This window comes from Paenibacillus sp. FSL R7-0204, from assembly GCF_038002225.1.
Classification (GTDB): Bacteria; Bacillota; Bacilli; order Paenibacillales; family Paenibacillaceae; genus Paenibacillus_AQ.
The window spans coordinates 7,289,150-7,304,706 of sequence record NZ_JBBOCA010000001.1; the positions used below are offsets into that span (position 1 = coordinate 7,289,150).

A 15,557-nucleotide genomic window follows, 5' to 3' on the forward strand; every position below is an offset into this window, starting at 1 on the left:
TCAAAGACTGCCGGAGCATCCCGGATTCCAGAACATATAGGGTAACCGCTTAATTCCGTAATTATTTGCTCAATTCCTCAGCGCTGTACACCTTAACATCAAGCGGTGCGGTCAGGAACTCTCCCGCTTTGGCGGCAAAGCCGGTGAAGTGGGGGCTTGTGTTGTGAGCGGCAACGGCTGCCTGGTCGCGCCAGGTCTCAACCATAATATAGAGACTTCCGTCTGCTGCATGCTTATACAGTTCGTAGGACAGGTTCCCTTCTTCTTCGTGCGTGGCGGCAATCAGCGGTTTCGCTGTGGCCAGGAACTCTTCCTCCCGTGCAGGATTCACATGAAGCAGCGCATGGATAATTAACATTATTGTATTCCTCCTAAGTTTAGGCCTGAGCTTATTTCCACTGGGCGATCTTGTCGATTGGCAGACGGACGGAGGCGTAGCCTTCATCCAGCGCTTTGCCGATCGAGATCAGCATAACCGGAATGTAGCGCTCTTTGTCCATACCGAATACTTCAGCAATTTGATCCTTTTCAAATCCGCCGATGGCATTGGTGTCATATCCGTGTGCCCGGGCAGCCAGCATCAGTTGCATGGAGACCAGACCGCCGTCAATCATTACAGTCTCTCTGTTAACATCGGCCGGCAGATTGGCGAAGTGGGCGCCCAGAGCAGCCAGCTGTCTTTCTTTGACTTCAGCAGGCATAAGTCCGCGTTCTACCGCTGTACCGTAGATTTCTTCAGCATAATCGAAGTTCTTCAAATCACCGAATACAGCAATCATGGCTGCGGAGGTTTCAACTTGAAGCTGGTTGAACTTGGCAATAGGGGCCAGCTTAGCTTTGGCTTCCGGGCTTTCGATGATCACAAAACGCCAAGGCTGCATATTCACGGATGAAGGGGCCAGCGTAGCTTCTGTAAGGATTTCGGTCATTTCGTCTTTGCTGATTTTGACGGCCGAATCATATTTGCGGATCGAGCGGCGTCCTGTAATAATGCTCATGAAATCATTGTTTTTGGTAGTGTTCATATGAAATAGCTCCTTTAAGGTTTGATTATAGGTGACGGCTACAGTAAATTAATGTTATATTGCAGCCGTGTAAGCATGTCTGCGAGCACTGTACGCTCCTGTTCATTGAAGCCGGTCAGCAGATCGCTGATGAACTGGGTTTTGTTCTCCCGGTAGGCATCGATATGTTCGCGTCCCTGGCGGGTCAGAGAGACAAGTGTCACTCTGTTATCGGCCGGATTATTCCGGCGGGTAATCAGTCCGGAGTCCTCCAGCCCTCTTAAGTGGCGGGTGACCGCTGCAGCGTCGATATCCACTAGCTTTTGCAGCGAAATTTGGCTGATCTCCGAACTGTGATATAACTCCTGCAGCAATCTGAACCGGGTAGGAGTCACGCCTGCACAGCGCTCGAACTTCGGGCTGATGCCTTTGTGCAGAGCTTGCAGCAGTTCAAAAATCTTATGTTCATCGGGCTGAGCTTCCCTCAAAATATACCCCCTAACGCAAATATATTGTGCAAAACCTTTTCTACAAAATACACTTTACACCGAATTCATTGACCCGTCAACTAATATTATTCAGGAGGAGATTTCCACATGAGAATTGCCTTGATTCAGCTTGATATAGCATTCGGCAAACCCGAGGTGAATTATGCTGCGGCGGAGCGCAAAATACGTGAGGCTGCCGCCGGCCGGCCGGACTGCATCATTCTTCCCGAGCTTTGGGCAACGGGATATGATCTGACCCGGCTGGGCGAAATCGCCGATCCCGGCGGACATACCACGGGTGCCTTGATGTCAGGTCTGGCCCGTGAATACGGCGTGAATATCGTTGCCGGCTCCATTGCCGTCAGGCAGGAGAACGGTGGCATTACGAACAGTATGTATGTCTTTGACCGCAGCGGGGCGTGCACCGGGGAGTACAGCAAGCTGCATCTGTTCAAGCTGATGGAGGAGCATGTGTACCTCCAGCCCGGCGGTGCCAAAGGACTGTTCACGCTGGACGGCATTCTCTGTGCCGGGCTGATCTGCTACGACATCCGGTTCCCGGAATGGGTTCGGGTCCATATGGCCGGAGGGGCAGAGATTCTGTTCATCAGCGCCGAATGGCCGCTGCCCCGCCTCTCTCATTGGCGCGCGCTGCTGATCAGCCGGGCGATTGAGAACCAGTGCTACGTGGTGGCATGTAACCGGGCCGGCGCTGATCCGGCGAATACCTTCGCTGGACATTCCCTGATCATCGATCCTTGGGGCGAGATTGTCAGCGAGGCCTCCGGCGGCGAAGAGATCCTCAGCGGCGAGCTTGACCTCGCCCGGGTCCGGGAGATACGGAGACAGATCCCGGTCTTCGCGGACCGGCGTCCGGAGTTGTATATGTAGTTGGCAGCGGTACGCACGTAAAGGATGATCGCGGGGGCTACATCTCTTACCCCCGCGGTCATCCTCTTGGACTGCCTCAGGTCCGCGCACACCCCAGCCTGCACAATGTATGCTGTTTTTCGCATACAGCCCGCCACCCGCTGCAGCCCGCCTCAGCGGGCATACCTCTCGCGCAGCATACGCGCTGCTTCAAGCACCTGCGGGTCGCTGTACCGCAGGCTGTAGCCTGTCTCCTGCTGCAGCAGCTCCGCCGGCAGCAGGCGGGTTCCCCGGCCGGCAACTGCCTGCCGGATACCCGCGGTGAACTCGGCCGCCGAAGACGGGCCGCCAAGCTCCGCGAGCGCGGCGATGGTCTCCGGCCGCACGCGCGGATAGTCCAGGGAGGCATCGCCGTCCGCTGCATCCTGATAGAAGCGGCGGATGCACTCTCCGCGCGCGAGCCCCGAGCCGGACACAATCACGAACGCGTGGACGAAGTACGCGCTGCTCTGTCTGCGCTGGGCGATACCGCAGAACTTGCGGCCGCCGATCGCCAGGTCGAAGTCACCGGGGCAATACGACCCGGTGACTTCCTCCGCCCGGATCTGCGCCGCTGCCTGCGGATAGCCCTCAGCTACCGCTTCGGTAATGACCGAAGCCAGCAGCCGGAAATCATCGTGGAAGTCCAGCTTGCCCGCAGGCTTCGGCAGCAGCAGGGACACGTTGATCACTCCGGCATCCAGCGGCACCGCAGCGCCGCCCGAATGGCGGACTGCCGTACGGATGCCCTGCTGCTCCAGCGCCTGCATCGCCTCTGCTGCGCGGGGCAGCTTGCTGTCCCGCAGCCCAAGCGCGACTCCGCCGGGGTGGCTCCAGAGATGCAGCACCGGCGGGACCCTCCCGGCCCCGACATCGCGGCACAGCACCTCTTCAAAAGCAAACGGAATCAGCATCTCCTCCGCAGATGCCGCTTCCGCTTCTTCCCCTGCTTCACCGCCGGTATGCGTGAAGAGCATCATCTCCTCCGGCAGCCTTCCCGCCGCCCCCTTCTCCAGTACATCATAAGGTTCACTCCGCATGCTGATTCCCCTTTCTATCTATATGACCTGCGCTAATTTTAACTCCGTTAACTATTCACATTGTAACCGATCTCTCCCCGTACCGTACAACCGGCAGTGTATGCCCTTACAGATTTGAAATGACGGAGCGAACCCGTTATCCTTGATGTAGTACAGAAGAATATACCAGCCATAAGATTCGCACATAAGCTCATGCTATACACAACCTCTAGGAGTGATGCTGCATGACAACCGAACCACAGGCAAAGGACAGGCACCTAAGCAAATCCAGGCAATGGGAACAGGCCATGAACAAGCTGTATATTAATTTTCAGGACTACAGCAAGGATGCACGCAAAGGGTTCAACGATGAGGATATTCATCAGGCCAGAGTCAATAGCCGCAAGCTGCTGACCCTGTTATCCATTCTTGATCCGGGCCATACTGCAACAGCAGACTTGTATAAAAGCTTCAAGCAGGCCCAGAAGAAGCTCGGCAGAGTCCGTGATGCAGATGTGCTGATCGGGTCATTTGAGGCCCGGCGCAAGGCGGCGGAGGAGGCGGGCGATAAGAAGACTGCCAAGCTGCTGAGGGCGGTAATCGAACACCAGAAGGATACACGGAAGGCCGCCCGCAAGAAGCTGAAGAAGGCACTGCCCAAGCTGTCCGGCCAAGCGCTCGAAGCGCTGTGGACACCTTTTACCCGGACAGGGCTAGAGCCCCTCGCTGCCAAAAAAGACGCCAATGTCGCCATGCGCGAGCTTGAAATCGCCTTTGAACAGAAGAAAAAAGCCTGCAAAGCCCTATTCAAGGGACCGGCAGCCGAATCGCAGGAAGCCTTCGAGGCTCTGCATGAGCTGCGAATTGCGGCCAAAGAACTGCGGTATACGGCGAGTGCGGCTGCTTTTGCGCTGGATCAGAAATTCCATGCCCATGAAGCCTTCTATAAGGACATCCAGGAACAGCTCGGACTCATTAATGACAAGCGGGTATGGCTTGAAACGCTGCAATCGATTGGACGTGAAGAGCTGGATGTCGGCAAAAAAATCTGGGCCGCCTTCACCGATACGCTGCGGGCAGAGGTACTGGAGGCCCTTCATCAGAACGAGGTCGTCCCTGTTGCTGAACCCCCGAAATAGGGCATCATAGCTGATCATCCCATTTCTTACACAAAGGCAGGACACCGCATGTTATCCAAGCGGTATCCTGCCTTTTACCATTAACGTCACGTACTATAGCATTCCGGCAGCCCACAATCCGCCTCTGCGGATCATCCGGCGCAGCGGCTCTGAGGAGAAGGAAGGCAGATGGTGCCCAGGCATCAGATAGACCACCCGGCCCTCGCCGAAGGTATGGCACCATGCCGCCGGTCGCATCGCTCCGTCATGCGGATATTCGGCCAGCACCGTTGTCCCGAAGTGGGGATGCTGCTCGAAATAGTATGGCTCGTCCTCTATCACAAAATCAGAGATCCCCTCCATAATCGGGTGCTCCGGCGCAGTCACCTTCATCTGCAGCGCTGTGAACGCCGGATGATGGGTGAACCGGGCACCGAGCATTGCCCCAAGCTCCTGATTACGCTGCAGGGATATGCCGTTGTGCACGACAAGCAGCCCGCCGCCGCCAGCCACATAAGCAAGCAGAGCTCCGCTCTGCACAGCGGGTAACTGCTCCTCGGAGAACTCCGTATAGGAGACCACCAGTCTGCATTCTTCCAATTCTGTCCGGTTCATCCGTCCGTAATCCTCCGTACAAATTACCTGGAACTCCGGTTCAAGAAGCTGCTCCAGCTCACGGTCTACCCCCTCGAAGGGATGATACTTCACTTCGGTATAGCTGCCGAACGCCAGTGCTTTGTATGAAGACATGATGTACACACCTCTCTTTTGCCAAGATAGCCTGTCCTGAATGTTCGTGTCACCAGGGCCAGAGATTGCCGTCCAGATCGATATAAGCCGGTTCTTCAGCAAGATACATCTTGTGGTTATGAACGATCGTCATAATTTTGCCTGCCGATTCTTCAGGAGTTACAGGCGCCTTCGCATCCTTCTCCCCGTTCATATAGGTCTGCAGCCAGCCGGGATGGAAGACCAGCACTTGTCCGCCCATCGTACGCAGATGATTGTGCAGCAGCGAAGACTGCATATTAAGCGCGGCCTTGGACATACAATAGCCATACATATTGATCCGCTTGTTCCGTCCGATGCTTCCGGCCTCTGACGAGATATTAACCACCAGACGCTGTCGGCCTTGCAGCAGTAAGCCCATCAATGCATTGCTCACCCTCAGCGCACCCAGCGTGTTCACGTTATAAATCTCCGCCATCGCTTCATCATCCATATCCACGAGCACCGTTGCATCATCCGACCGGTGGATAATCCCCGCATTATTGATAATCATATCAAGGTGCCCTGTACTCCCGGCAATACTCCGTGCGGCCTCCTTTACGCTCCCTGCATTGCCGATATCAAGAGGGACCAGCCGCAGGCTATCCGGATATTGCGCTTTCAAAGCTTCAAGTAGCGCAGGGTCCGGCAAATACTGTCCGGCAAACACCATGTACTTACTCTCCAAAAGAGATCGAACGAGGCACAATCCCAGTCCACGGTCAGCACCGGTAACACAAGCAACCCTTTTCATTAGCTCCCCCCTCATATCTGCATGATTATGCACCGAGCCTAGGTTCATCCCTCTCACATTAGCATGGCCTCGCGCCGTTAACAACATCCTGCAAGGGAGGGGCAAGCTAAGCTTAACTTTACTTTTGCTTTAATTTTGAACTATGTTACAATCAAGATTAATAGTTGTTAACAACACAATTGTTGACAACAGGTTTCATTAACTTTTACCCGGGAAGGTGATCCTAAGGTGTCTATTCAACAAATCCACACTAAAGAAGAATTACAGCAATATATCGGGCAGCCTGGCAAAAAACTGCTCTTCAAGCACAGCACCACCTGCCCGATCAGCGCCAAGGCCAATGAAGAATTCCAGGCCTATGCACAGCATTCAGATACTCCTGCAGCCGTGGTCCATGTAATCGAAGACCGTCCTGTCTCCAATCAGATTGCTGAGGATTTCGGAATCAAGCATGAATCCCCGCAAATCTTCCTGCTGGAGGACAGCGAAGTCCGCTGGAACACCTCACACTGGAAGATTACCCAAAAAGCGATAAAGGAAGCAGTGGAACAATGAGCGCGAACGTAATTGTCTACTCGACCTCCGGCTGCAGCGAATGCAATCAGGTCAAGCAGTTGCTGGAGAGCAAAGGAATTCCCTTCGAGGTCCGGGATGTGATGACAAGCTCCGTCTATCAAGAGGAAGTAGAGAAGCTGGGCTTCATGGGCATTCCTGTCACCGTATCCGGGGACCGGGCAGTCAAGGGCTTCAATCTTCCTGAGCTCCAGGAGCTTATGGATGCTGCTGTTCTGTAATATACACAAAGGTGCTGTCCTCTCAAGAGGAGCAGCACCTTTTTTTGCGGTTCATTGATGTGAAATTTGTATATTTATATATATCTGGAACAGGAGGACTGATCAATTGAAGTGGCTACAGGATGAGCATGCCGCCAAATGGCGTGAAGAAGGGCAGCGTTATGTAAGCGACGTCAATCAATTAGCTGTCAATTCGGATGAGACGCTGCTGGCTGTAGGGACTTATGGAGGGATGCTGCACTTCCTTGACCTTCATGCCACCAACCGCAGCGACTATGAGATTACAACTGGAACCGTTCGTGAGGTGAAGCGGATGATTGCCTGGAAGAATCAGAAGGTTCCGCTTTGGTGGTGATCTCTGCCAAAAATAAAAAACAGCGCTTGAGCGAGATAAATGGCAGATAAACTGCTACATATATGAGTTTTGGCTTCCCTATGCACTGCCATTCAGCCATTTGCTGAAAAAAAGACGAATAGCACTCTTTTCCATTTTTACAAACCCCCTCCGAAAAGAGTATGATTCGTGTTGAAAGCAAATGAACGCATTCATGAAAATGAGCATATGCATGCACGCTGAATTTCCGTCATGTGGAAAACGGGGGAACCATCCGGCCGTCAGGCCGACTTGGGGTGAATCCGAAGGAGAATGCCACGCGCAGGTCTCCGGCAGGTAGGGCGACTCTCACCGTCCGAATCCGACAGCTAACCTCGTAAGCGCCAAGAGAGAGCCCTGATCCGCCATGCTTTTGTGCCAGGCGTCTTACGCCTGTTACCCAAAACCGCAGGCAGAGGTCCTCCTCTGCCTGCGGTTTTTTGCGCGCTGGAATGAACTGCACAGTATAGATTCAGGAAGGAACGTGACCACATGCCTGACCCCTTATCGCCCAAGGCAGCTGCTGCTGCCGGATTCAACCACTACACCCGGCAATATAGCAGTCCCGTCTATGCGCTTAGCTGTCTGCTGCTGGAAAAAGGCGCCCGCGCCGAGCAAGCAACCACCGCCACCTTCGTGGCACTCCATCCACTATGGCTCAAGAGCAGCCTCTCAGGGGACGGCGCTGCTGCGGCTGCCTACAAAGAGTGCATCCGCCAATGTGCCGTGCTCGCGCGGAACCGTAGCCGATCCGCTTCTGCGCTTAACTGGGACGATCACGTTGCCAGTGCCTTATGGTACGGCATCCAGCTCCCCCTGCCCGACATCAGCCGGATCCTGGAGTGCAGCATCCCCGAGCTGAAGGCCCGGCTAAGAGGAATACGCGAGCAGATGGCAGCCGCACATTCTGCCTTGCCTGCGGTCCACCGCCCTTCGGCGGGATGAGGTGGGTGATTAGCATGGGCTATGGGAATGTGTGCGCCGGAACGAGTTGGATGTAGCGGAGTTATGATACGGGTATGGCAGAAGGAGTCTGATGTGGCGGAATTAGGATACCGGTGCGGCAGAAGGAGATAGCGGGCGGGCTGCGGACTACAAATCCGCTATTTCGGCAAATGAGACTATTCTGAAGGCCATGCGGACTGAGAGGCGCTTAATTAACCCATTCCGCCTCATTTTCTGCTCCACCCAGCCCGTTAAGGTCCTCTCAGTCCGCAACGGGGAGATAATCGGTCTTTTTCACAAAATAAGGGCCTCTGAGTCCGCCTACAATACAAAATACCCCTCAATGGGGCTCTAGCTTCGATATTCATTCAGGTACTTTTGCGGGGACCCCAAAACATATAAATTCTATCAAATAAAGCCGCAGCATCCGCCGCGACTTAGTCCTTGACTCTCAGTACCAGCACCCATGCAGTGCTTGGCTCATCTTACATAGCTCGATCATCCCATGCACTGATCCTGTCTCCGCCTGCCGTTCACTACATAGAACTCAGCTCTTGCCCTTGCCACCCTTGCCGCCCTTGGCAAACCGCCAAAAAGCCATACAGCAGCCGAGCAGTCCGGCTCCCAGCAGAAGGGTCTGTAACGCCCCCAGCCAAGTCGACTGATCCGAGGGGATCAGGCTGCTGACAATAATGAGCAGGATAGAAGCCGCGACCAGCACGGGGGTTTGTCTACTTTTCTTCACAACCATTCACCACTCCTAAAGACTAATACTACTAAGGTACACCATCTCCGGCGTTTTCACCAGTTCAGGGTCCGGGTAAGCAAGACTCTAGGGAATGATCGTCACATGATTTAAAGGATACCTTTAATTGCTTTTTAAAGCCTTAATCTCACTAATAAGATTATCCAGTTTATAGCCGTTAGTATCCTGGGAGAAGCCTCTCATTTCTTCACTTTGACCCTCAAACGCAGATAGAACATAATCGTCCTCAACCACATAATACGTACCATATCGCGTAAACGAGTAGCTTCCCTCCTGCTCTTTACCTACACCCTTTTTCACGGCTACGACAATTTTCATACCTGGTTTGAGTTCGGGTTCAATTCCCTTAAACTCAGAGTTGTAAATCAGGTTAATGGTGCTGCCAACCTCCTCGCCTGTGACGACTTCATCTACCTTCACTTGAAAAGAAGTGAACTCCGGCCGATACGGCTGCTCTCCGGCTGCTTCTAATTTCTCAGCCAAATTGCCCTCCGGAGTACCTGGCTCCGTAATTAGATCCACGCTGAAATCCGGCATTTGCTGAATGACCTCCGCTATAATAACCGAATCCGTATAATCCAGCACCTGCTTAAATGTCAAATCCTGTAGATCGACATTTTGGGGTGATCCAGTGGATACAGGATATGTTTTACGAAGCTCTTTTATTTTCTCCGGAGAAAGGCTTGTGGCGGAAGACATATCTGATGTTGAGGAAGTAACACTTGAACAGCCTGTGATCAGCCCCAGTACGATAAATGCCATGACCGCAGGGGTCATTAATTTTTTTATATTCATCTCAATCCTCCTTATAAATTTAATATTTATTAGTCAAGTCATTAATATCGTGTGCTCTAGGAGTATAATATCCTTCATAACTTCCACCAGTTCGCATAATGGACTCAGCATTAGTGGGGTAATAATATTCGTTAGGATGACCAAGCCCCAGCGCATGGCCAATTTCATGGGTAATTGTAGCGATTTTATGATTATTCTTATCGGAGCTACTATACATCGATGTATAGGGTGTCATAAAAATCTGTGCGTACCGGACCTTCCTTGAAGAGTTTTGTACATTTGAAGAGTTAATAATATATCCATCAGTTGACTTGGAGTCAGTTATTCCAAGTATACCTGTACCGATAACACCGAAGCGTTGGTCCCAATAAGCCTTAGTAGCTGAAGCTATATCAAGAGTAGAGGCTCCAAAACTAGCTTGACTCGTTGTAACTTTTTTTGAATATGTTGACCATAAAAAGGAAGCAGTGGAATATGCGCTGGTATACTCAGTGCTCAAGTTATCTCCATTAATTTTTAAATTTGCCTTACCATTACTTAAATTATCCCATTTAATCGGGTAAGCAGTCGCATTAGTGGGTGAACCTGTGTAGTATATTTCATGTGCGCTTGCTGTAGAATGAAGAATAGGGACAGTGGAAGTCAAAAATGCTATAAGTGATAATGTTAACGCTTTCTTTTTACTATGCATGTAAAATTTTCACCTCTCCTTAAAAGTTATTATATCTAAATATGTTTATATTTTACATATAAATCCTCCTTTTTTCATTACTTATTTGTTATTTTTTTTCATATTCCAATTCAATATAAATCAAAAGACCATCCTTTAAAGGATGGTCTTTTCCTACTACAAGTTTCAGACGAATCTTTTAGCATGATAAGCTTCTGCTTTGTCCAATTAGTAATTCTTCACGCCATAGTAGTCAAAATCAGCGAAGGAGTCATGCTGGTGAGCATCAACGGAACCGATGAAATTGAACAAGCCTGTAAATCCGCCAATCTCTCCCGGCTCCCCGTTCACGCCTTCATCCGACAAATAGAGAGCATCGATATTTTCTACAAAAGCTTGCCATTCCCCGTTATCCCCGAAGCGGTAAAGGATACTCGCGATGCCTGAATGATAGATAATCTTGAGCTCCGCTGTGTCATCAGGGACTGGAATGTAATGGTGGACCAGCTCAATACGTTCCCCCAGCTTGGCCTGCAGCACATATAGAACCGTGCCCTCTGATTCGGAGTGGGTCAAGTGAACGTACAGCCAATTATTCGAATCATAGTATAGCCCCATCCCCGCCGTTTCCGAGTAATGATCGGGATGAAACTCCACCTTGGTTTGCACTTCATAATGAAGGGAGGTTGCACGCGTAGCCATAATCGCCGGATGAATCTGCGAGAAAAAAGAATTCTCTCCATGAATGCGTAAGTAACCCGGACGTTCAACCGTATTCACCCATGCCCCCTGCTGTTCACGGTACGGAGTCAGAAAATGAAGATCATATTTCTCCTGATTAAAATCATCAAATACGTCATGAGAGAGTCCATCGGCCTCTAATTCAACACCTGTCATCCCCTCAACTTCCATTTTCGCTACATTCGATCCATCCTTCATTTCCAGCCAGCCATCCTCTGTCCAATGCATTTTTTGAATAGAGGTTTCACGGCCTAATGGATTCATTAGCGTTCCTTCCACAGGCCGTGACATTAGATGTGCAATGTACCATTCGCCTGTTTGTGTTTGAACTAATGAGCCGTGACCTGCTTTTTGCATGATCGAGCTTGGATTATACATCTCAAAATGCCCGGCATCCGGATTCCCAAGTGAAAATAGATGGCGCGGCGAGGAGGTGATGATCGGCTCTCCCGACGGATGCGGTTCATAGGGACCAAAAATATTCTCCGAGCGTCCCAGCTCAACACCATGAGCATACCCAGTTCCGCCAGCAGCTAATAAAAGATAATACCTATCTCTATATTTATAGATCTGCGGTGCTTCAGCACAGCCGCGGCTGGTGAAGCCTTGCGTCACCCGGTGCCATTGTCCAGCGATCTTCCCCTCATTCAAATCAAATTCAGCGATCACAATATGTCCAGGGGCTTGGTACCCTTCACGGGTCTCCCATTCCAGGATGGACACATAGTGCTTACCGTCTTCATCATGGAAGAGTGCCGGATCGAAACCAATGGAGGTCAGATAGATGGGGTCCGACCAGGGTCCATGGATATCTTCTGCCCACATGGCATAGGAATCCGAGTTGAATTCACGGCCTGCCATGTTTAACATATGCGAATAGGCTAACCAGTACCGTTTCGCCCTAGGATCGTAGGATAGATGCGGCGCCCAGATCCCGGCCGGAGTATTGGTCCCCCTCAAATTCACTTCACCTTTACTTAATACGGAGGCTGTCAGCGTCCATTGGGCTAAATCGGTTGATTTGAAAATTTGAACGCCGGGATTCCAATGGAACGAGGATGTCGCAATATAATACACATCATCCACTCTTATAATAGAGGGATCTGGTGCCATTCCAGGGATTATAGGATTGTTAATCTTCGTCATTTTTCTGCTTCCCTTCGCTGTTTAGCCATATTATTTACCCTTTTCCTATTGTCTATGTATATTATAATAACTACTAACGCACTTATGCGATGGGATGATTACGGCTACATTTACCCAAATCAAAGGACGGTGCTGCACATTGGAACATAGGAATAGCCAGCTCACAGGCGCACAGACGCTGCTGCTGCCGCGCATTGATTGGAATATACGCTTTTTTGGCGCACATACTCAAACCGTTCCAGCTGACTGGAGCATGACGAAAGAATCCCACCATGCCTTTGAGATTCTCATTGTGCTGGATGGGGCTCAAGAGACAAAGATGGATCATGAACAATTCATTGTGAACAGTGATGATATTCTGCTGATTCCGCCTGGGTTCGAGCATACGAATACATGCATTTCCGCTACATCGATGACTTATTTTTGTGCTCATTTCGATATAGACGAGCCCTCCTTACGGATGAAAGTACTGAAAAACTGTGACTGGGTCTATTCGCCCTCCAATTCGTATCATCCTAAGCTGAAAAAATGTCTTCAAGCATGGATAGATATTCTGCATGAGCCTGAGTTGTCGTTCACCAAAGCGAAGCTAAAAGCACAAATGGTCTTGTTCGAGTTATTGGAGGTGCTAGTAGATATCCAGCCGGTCCAGACGGAGATACGTGCGAACCAATCCATGACCACAGCGAAATATGCCAAAGAAATTGCCGAAGCCATCAAAAGGGCTTTTAAGAAAAATTGTATCGAGGGCAATTCCGATTACACCCTTCACATCCAGCCTATCATTGCTTCGCTTGGGATCAGCCCCAACTATGGATTAGAGGTATTTCAAAAAATATACAAGATGTCGCCCCGCACCTATCTATCTGACTTAAAGCTGCAGGAAGCCAAAATATTACTTCAGCAGCCCAGAATATCTTTAAATGAGATTTCAAACCGTTTGGGCTACAAGAACCTCTCTCACTTCAGCAGACAATTCAAAAGATGGACAGGAATCAACCCCTCTGACTTTCGTAAAAATAATGGTGTATAACAAAAAGCCCGTCCATTAAACCAGACGGGCTTTCCTACAAAATATTCCTTAGATTTTATAAGCCTTCATTGCTTTTCTGATCTCCTTGATGCTAGGGCGCTTGCCGTACATCAGGACGCCGGTGCGGTAGATTTTGGCGGCAAGCCAGCCGAAGAGGAAGGTTGTCGCCAGCAGGATCGCCAGCGAGACCATGATCTCCCAGAAGGCCACATGGCCGACCCCGATCCGCAGCAGCAGGCTGAGCGAAGAGGTGAAGGGCACGAAGCTGGCGACCTTCACCAGCAAGGTATCCGGGTTCGAGATACTGAACAGCGGCAGATAGAAGCTGACGAAGCCCAGCATCATGACCGGCATCACGGCCTGTCCCAGATCCTCTGTCCGGCTGACAATCGAGCCGACAGCGGCATACATCAGGGCGTACAGGAAGTAGCCCAGGATATACAGGATGAAGCCATAGACGATCATGCTGACATTAAGCTGTCCCAGATTCAGATCGAAATCGCTCAGGATCGTGGAATTATGCGGCAGCATCAGGTTGACAGCGATAGCAGCCGAGATAATGGCGATCTGCATCAGTCCGACGAGGAAGATTCCGATGACCTTGCCGAACATCTGGGTGAGTGGCGAGGCGCTGGTAATGAGAATCTCCATAATGCGCGAGCTTTTCTCCGAAGTAATCTCGGCTGAGATCATGTTGCCGGTCATCATCACCGACATGAAGAACAGAATCAGTAAGATATAGACAATCACATAGTTGATAATTGGTTTGGACTGATCCTGATCTGCGCCACCTGCAGCACCGTCAGTACTTAGCTGTGCGGTATCAATCGACACCGGAGCGAAGATCGCCGCCACCTGGCTCTCGGTCAGCTTGTCGCCGACAATCAGCCCGGTATTCACCTGCTGCAGAGCAGCTTGCAGATTCGTTCTCAGCTTGCTGCTGATGTCTCCGTCTTTGCTGTGATACGTTACCGGAGGCACGCCTTCCGTTCCTTCTGCGGCAAAGGTCAGATAGCCTTCAATTTTCTCATCCTCCACTCCCTGCTTCAGCGTTGCATCATCTGCGGAAGGATAAGCGGTAAATACGACTTTGTCTTCTGCTTCAGCCGGCGGGGTATAGGCAAGCAGCAGCTCGGCAGGCCGGAAGCCCTGCTCAGCAACAACTCCGATCTGTGTCGCGTCCTTGGCACCATCTTCTCCGTTGAACACTTTGATTAGATAAGGAATATTCATCCCGATACTAAGCAGAAGCACCAGAATTAAGGTGGTAATCATAAAGGATTTCGTTCTTACCTTGTTCTTGAATGTGAAGCCGATAATGGTTGCCATTTTATTCATTGGATTCACCCACCGCTCTGATAAAGATTTGGTTTAACGTCGGTTCCTTGATCTCGAAATGCTCGACCTCGCCTTGGGCCACAGCCAGCTGCAGAATGCGCTGCGCCGCTCCCAGGTCACTGATGGATAACACGTACCCGCGTTCCTGACGCTGCACTCCGGTAACTCCGGCAACCTCGGCAAGTCCGTTCACTTCCCCGGCGGTGCGCAGTACAACCTCTTCCCGCGGATACCCCTTCTTGATCTCGCGGATATCTCCCTGAACCACGGTGTTCGAGCGGTCAAGAATCGTGATATTGCGGCATAATTCCTCCACATGCTCCATGCGGTGCGTGGAGAACAGAATGCTCGTTCCCAAATCCCGCATCTCTCTGACGGTATCCTTCAGCAGCTCCACATTGACCGGATCGAGGCCGCTGAAGGCTTCATCCAGGATCAGAATCTTCGGCTTATGGACCACAGCGGCGACGAAGCCCATCTTTTGCTGATTCCCCTTGGACAGCTCTTCAATCTTCTTATTGTAATATTCCGGTACATCGAAACGCTCCAGCCAGTACTTCAGGCTCTTATCCGCTTCACTGGCGGACATCCCGCGCAGCTGAGCCAGATAGATAATCTGATCGCTGACCTTGACCTTCGGGTACAATCCCCGTTCTTCCGGCAGATAGCCCATCAGATGCTGGAGCTCCTTACTATACGGCTTGCCGTTATACAGGATGCTTCCTTCGTCGGGATAGATCAGGCCGAGCACCATGCGCATAGTTGTTGTTTTGCCGGCACCGTTGGCACCCAACAGACCGTAAATCTCGCCTTGCTCCACCTTTAGACTGATTCCGTTGACGGCTGTCTTCTCACCGTACTGCTTCACTACCTGCTTCAACTGCAATGCTTCCATT

Annotated in this window: 19 protein-coding genes and 1 riboswitch; of the genes, 7 read left to right on the top strand and 12 right to left on the bottom strand. The window is 51.1% G+C overall.

Going from position 1 to position 15,557, the window contains the following annotated elements; translation table 11 throughout:
* Positions 1 to 61 precede the first annotated feature (61 nt).
* From MKX42_RS31565 to MKX42_RS31575, 3 genes are read right to left on the bottom strand one after another with little or no spacing between them, the layout of a single operon-like run.
* Positions 62 to 358, bottom strand: coding sequence for a putative quinol monooxygenase (locus tag MKX42_RS31565; protein WP_209993686.1), 297 nt, complete (start codon positions 356 to 358; stop codon positions 62 to 64).
* A 31-nt stretch (positions 359 to 389) separates the two neighbouring features.
* Positions 390 to 1,025, bottom strand: a complete 636-nt coding sequence (locus tag MKX42_RS31570; RefSeq protein WP_340757364.1) for a nitroreductase family protein — start codon at positions 1,023 to 1,025, stop codon at positions 390 to 392.
* A gap of 38 nt (positions 1,026 to 1,063) precedes the next feature.
* A complete protein-coding gene (locus MKX42_RS31575; protein ID WP_340757365.1) occupies positions 1,064 to 1,492 on the bottom strand; it encodes a MarR family winged helix-turn-helix transcriptional regulator in 429 nt (142 codons plus the stop codon).
* A 108-nt stretch (positions 1,493 to 1,600) separates the two neighbouring features.
* Here MKX42_RS31575 and MKX42_RS31580 point away from each other — a divergent pair, with 108 nt between their 5' ends.
* Positions 1,601 to 2,383, top strand: a complete 783-nt coding sequence (locus MKX42_RS31580; protein ID WP_340757366.1) for a carbon-nitrogen family hydrolase — start codon at positions 1,601 to 1,603, stop codon at positions 2,381 to 2,383.
* Positions 2,384 to 2,535: 152 nt separating this feature from the next.
* Here the strand turns inward: MKX42_RS31580 and MKX42_RS31585 are convergent, their stop codons facing one another.
* Entirely contained in the window at positions 2,536 to 3,441 is a 906-nt protein-coding gene (locus MKX42_RS31585; RefSeq protein ID WP_340757367.1) for a lipoate--protein ligase family protein, read from the bottom strand.
* Positions 3,442 to 3,665: 224 nt separating this feature from the next.
* On the opposite strand from MKX42_RS31585, the gene MKX42_RS31590 reads away from it, so the two are divergent.
* Positions 3,666 to 4,559, top strand: coding sequence for a CHAD domain-containing protein (locus MKX42_RS31590; protein WP_340757368.1), 894 nt, complete (start codon positions 3,666 to 3,668; stop codon positions 4,557 to 4,559).
* Positions 4,560 to 4,652: 93 nt separating this feature from the next.
* Here the strand turns inward: MKX42_RS31590 and MKX42_RS31595 are convergent, their stop codons facing one another.
* Entirely contained in the window at positions 4,653 to 5,288 is a 636-nt protein-coding gene (locus MKX42_RS31595) for a ThuA domain-containing protein (protein WP_340757369.1), read from the bottom strand.
* Between the two features lie 49 nt (positions 5,289 to 5,337).
* The gene (locus tag MKX42_RS31600; protein WP_340757370.1) at positions 5,338 to 6,060 is read right to left on the bottom strand and encodes an SDR family NAD(P)-dependent oxidoreductase; all 723 of its coding nucleotides are present in this window, start codon (positions 6,058 to 6,060) and stop codon (positions 5,338 to 5,340) included.
* A gap of 228 nt (positions 6,061 to 6,288) precedes the next feature.
* On the opposite strand from MKX42_RS31600, the gene ytxJ reads away from it, so the two are divergent.
* The 4 genes from ytxJ to MKX42_RS31620 all read left to right on the top strand — a co-directional run bounded on the left by ytxJ (position 6,289) and on the right by MKX42_RS31620 (position 8,172).
* Entirely contained in the window at positions 6,289 to 6,615 is a 327-nt protein-coding gene (gene ytxJ / locus MKX42_RS31605; protein WP_340757371.1) for a bacillithiol system redox-active protein YtxJ, read from the top strand.
* On the top strand, positions 6,612 to 6,854 hold the full coding sequence (locus MKX42_RS31610; RefSeq protein WP_076160073.1) for a glutaredoxin family protein: 243 nt from the start codon (positions 6,612 to 6,614) through the stop codon (positions 6,852 to 6,854). Before ytxJ ends, MKX42_RS31610 begins: the two co-directional genes overlap by 4 nt.
* 106 nt (positions 6,855 to 6,960) lie before the next feature.
* The gene (locus tag MKX42_RS31615) at positions 6,961 to 7,209 is read left to right on the top strand and encodes a hypothetical protein (protein ID WP_340757372.1); all 249 of its coding nucleotides are present in this window, start codon (positions 6,961 to 6,963) and stop codon (positions 7,207 to 7,209) included.
* 206 nt (positions 7,210 to 7,415) lie between these two features.
* A riboswitch (cyclic di-AMP (ydaO/yuaA leader) is annotated at positions 7,416 to 7,585 on the top strand.
* A 134-nt stretch (positions 7,586 to 7,719) separates the two neighbouring features.
* Positions 7,720 to 8,172, top strand: a complete 453-nt coding sequence (locus MKX42_RS31620; RefSeq protein ID WP_340757373.1) for a hypothetical protein — start codon at positions 7,720 to 7,722, stop codon at positions 8,170 to 8,172.
* 547 nt (positions 8,173 to 8,719) lie between these two features.
* Here MKX42_RS31620 and MKX42_RS31625 read toward each other — a convergent pair.
* The 4 genes from MKX42_RS31625 to MKX42_RS31640 all read right to left on the bottom strand — a co-directional run bounded on the left by MKX42_RS31625 (position 8,720) and on the right by MKX42_RS31640 (position 12,290).
* On the bottom strand, positions 8,720 to 8,917 hold the full coding sequence (locus MKX42_RS31625; protein WP_143803861.1) for a hypothetical protein: 198 nt from the start codon (positions 8,915 to 8,917) through the stop codon (positions 8,720 to 8,722).
* Between the two features lie 123 nt (positions 8,918 to 9,040).
* Positions 9,041 to 9,733, bottom strand: coding sequence for a hypothetical protein (locus MKX42_RS31630; protein WP_340757374.1), 693 nt, complete (start codon positions 9,731 to 9,733; stop codon positions 9,041 to 9,043).
* A gap of 19 nt (positions 9,734 to 9,752) precedes the next feature.
* Positions 9,753 to 10,424, bottom strand: a complete 672-nt coding sequence (locus tag MKX42_RS31635; RefSeq protein WP_340757375.1) for a zinc-dependent metalloprotease family protein — start codon at positions 10,422 to 10,424, stop codon at positions 9,753 to 9,755.
* 207 nt (positions 10,425 to 10,631) lie between these two features.
* A complete protein-coding gene (locus tag MKX42_RS31640) occupies positions 10,632 to 12,290 on the bottom strand; it encodes a family 43 glycosylhydrolase (RefSeq protein ID WP_340757376.1) in 1,659 nt (552 codons plus the stop codon).
* A 94-nt stretch (positions 12,291 to 12,384) separates the two neighbouring features.
* On the opposite strand from MKX42_RS31640, the gene MKX42_RS31645 reads away from it, so the two are divergent.
* On the top strand, positions 12,385 to 13,323 hold the full coding sequence (locus MKX42_RS31645) for an AraC family transcriptional regulator (protein ID WP_340757377.1): 939 nt from the start codon (positions 12,385 to 12,387) through the stop codon (positions 13,321 to 13,323).
* Between the two features lie 48 nt (positions 13,324 to 13,371).
* On the opposite strand, the gene MKX42_RS31650 is transcribed toward MKX42_RS31645, so the two are convergent.
* Together MKX42_RS31650 and MKX42_RS31655 are read right to left on the bottom strand one after the other, a co-directional pair.
* On the bottom strand, positions 13,372 to 14,661 hold the full coding sequence (locus MKX42_RS31650) for an ABC transporter permease (protein ID WP_340757378.1): 1,290 nt from the start codon (positions 14,659 to 14,661) through the stop codon (positions 13,372 to 13,374).
* Positions 14,654 to 15,556, bottom strand: a complete 903-nt coding sequence (locus MKX42_RS31655; protein ID WP_340757379.1) for an ABC transporter ATP-binding protein — start codon at positions 15,554 to 15,556, stop codon at positions 14,654 to 14,656. Before MKX42_RS31655 ends, MKX42_RS31650 begins: the two co-directional genes overlap by 8 nt.
* Position 15,557: the final 1 nt, after the last annotated feature.

Coding starts and splice junctions, on each gene's coding strand:
- MKX42_RS31565 (WP_209993686.1), bottom strand. CDS start 358: ATGTTAATTATCCATGCGCTGCTTCATGTGAATCCTGCACGGGAGGAA.
- MKX42_RS31570 (WP_340757364.1), bottom strand. CDS start 1,025: ATGAACACTACCAAAAACAATGATTTCATGAGCATTATTACAGGACGC.
- MKX42_RS31580 (WP_340757366.1), top strand. CDS start 1,601: ATGAGAATTGCCTTGATTCAGCTTGATATAGCATTCGGCAAACCCGAG.
- MKX42_RS31585 (WP_340757367.1), bottom strand. CDS start 3,441: ATGCGGAGTGAACCTTATGATGTACTGGAGAAGGGGGCGGCGGGAAGG.
- MKX42_RS31590 (WP_340757368.1), top strand. CDS start 3,666: ATGACAACCGAACCACAGGCAAAGGACAGGCACCTAAGCAAATCCAGG.
- MKX42_RS31595 (WP_340757369.1), bottom strand. CDS start 5,288: ATGTCTTCATACAAAGCACTGGCGTTCGGCAGCTATACCGAAGTGAAG.
- MKX42_RS31600 (WP_340757370.1), bottom strand. CDS start 6,060: ATGAAAAGGGTTGCTTGTGTTACCGGTGCTGACCGTGGACTGGGATTG.
- MKX42_RS31610 (WP_076160073.1), top strand. CDS start 6,612: ATGAGCGCGAACGTAATTGTCTACTCGACCTCCGGCTGCAGCGAATGC.
- MKX42_RS31620 (WP_340757373.1), top strand. CDS start 7,720: ATGCCTGACCCCTTATCGCCCAAGGCAGCTGCTGCTGCCGGATTCAAC.
- MKX42_RS31630 (WP_340757374.1), bottom strand. CDS start 9,733: ATGAATATAAAAAAATTAATGACCCCTGCGGTCATGGCATTTATCGTA.
- MKX42_RS31635 (WP_340757375.1), bottom strand. CDS start 10,424: ATGCATAGTAAAAAGAAAGCGTTAACATTATCACTTATAGCATTTTTG.
- MKX42_RS31640 (WP_340757376.1), bottom strand. CDS start 12,290: ATGACGAAGATTAACAATCCTATAATCCCTGGAATGGCACCAGATCCC.
- MKX42_RS31645 (WP_340757377.1), top strand. CDS start 12,385: ATGATTACGGCTACATTTACCCAAATCAAAGGACGGTGCTGCACATTG.
- MKX42_RS31650 (WP_340757378.1), bottom strand. CDS start 14,661: ATGAATAAAATGGCAACCATTATCGGCTTCACATTCAAGAACAAGGTA.
- MKX42_RS31655 (WP_340757379.1), bottom strand. CDS start 15,556: ATGGAAGCATTGCAGTTGAAGCAGGTAGTGAAGCAGTACGGTGAGAAG.